General features: G+C 40.4%; 1 rRNA gene. It reads left to right on the top strand.

What is annotated here, in order from left to right:
• Positions 1-639: 639 nt before the first annotated feature.
• Positions 640-765 (top strand): 23S ribosomal RNA (locus tag J0N78_RS25525); the annotation flags it as partial.

The raw sequence follows: 765 nt of genomic DNA, 5'->3' as shown, positions 1-765 counted from the left end.
TTTTTGCATCTGCGTCTACGAGTGTAGCTTCGAAGTGAGCTTCCTCGATGCAAGGCAGCATGAAGTATAACACAGACGAATGTTCAAGGTGTGATTGAAGTCAGTCGCCTTGTTCAGTTTTGAGAGATTTTCTCTCAAACAAGTTGGATATCTTTTTCCTTCAATTACCATTGAAAAAACATTCAATTTGTAATAAGATATAAATCTGCTTTTGAGAATGCTCAAAAGTAATTTTTATCTCAAGAAACAGTTGCCCTTGTGTCTACGAGTAACGCTGACGAAGGTAGCTTTCTCTGAACAAGGCAGCACAATGTATTATCAAGATGTGCTACATGATATGATTGAAGTCAGTAGCTTGGTTCTTTGAAAACTGGATAATGAATGCTAGAAATGACATCAAGATTTTACCGGGTTGCACTTTGGTGTAACCAAAAGAAACTTGAGTCGTCAAGAATTCAACAACCTTTATAAAAATGTAAGGTTTGTATGGAGGTATTTATACTTCTGACAAATCTAGAAGTTTTAAAAGAAGCAAGAAGTTCGAGGAAGTGAAGTCCTGAGGAACGGATCGTATCAATAATACGCGAGTACCGCAGGGGCAAAACTGACGAAGAAATTCGCCGCTTATTTTAAAACGTTGGTTAAGTTATGAAGGGCGCACGGTGAATGCCTTGGCACTAGGAGCCGACGAAGGACGGGACGAACACCGAAATGCCTCGGGGAGCTGTAAGTAAGCTTTGATCCGGGGATATCCGAATGGGGGAA

This window comes from Alkalihalobacillus sp. BA299, assembly GCF_017745675.1.
In the GTDB taxonomy this organism is placed as follows: domain Bacteria; phylum Bacillota; class Bacilli; order Bacillales; family Bacillaceae_F; genus Alkalihalobacterium.
The sequence above is the reverse complement of the archived record's forward strand: the minus strand, read 5'-3'. Positions and strand labels throughout refer to the sequence as shown.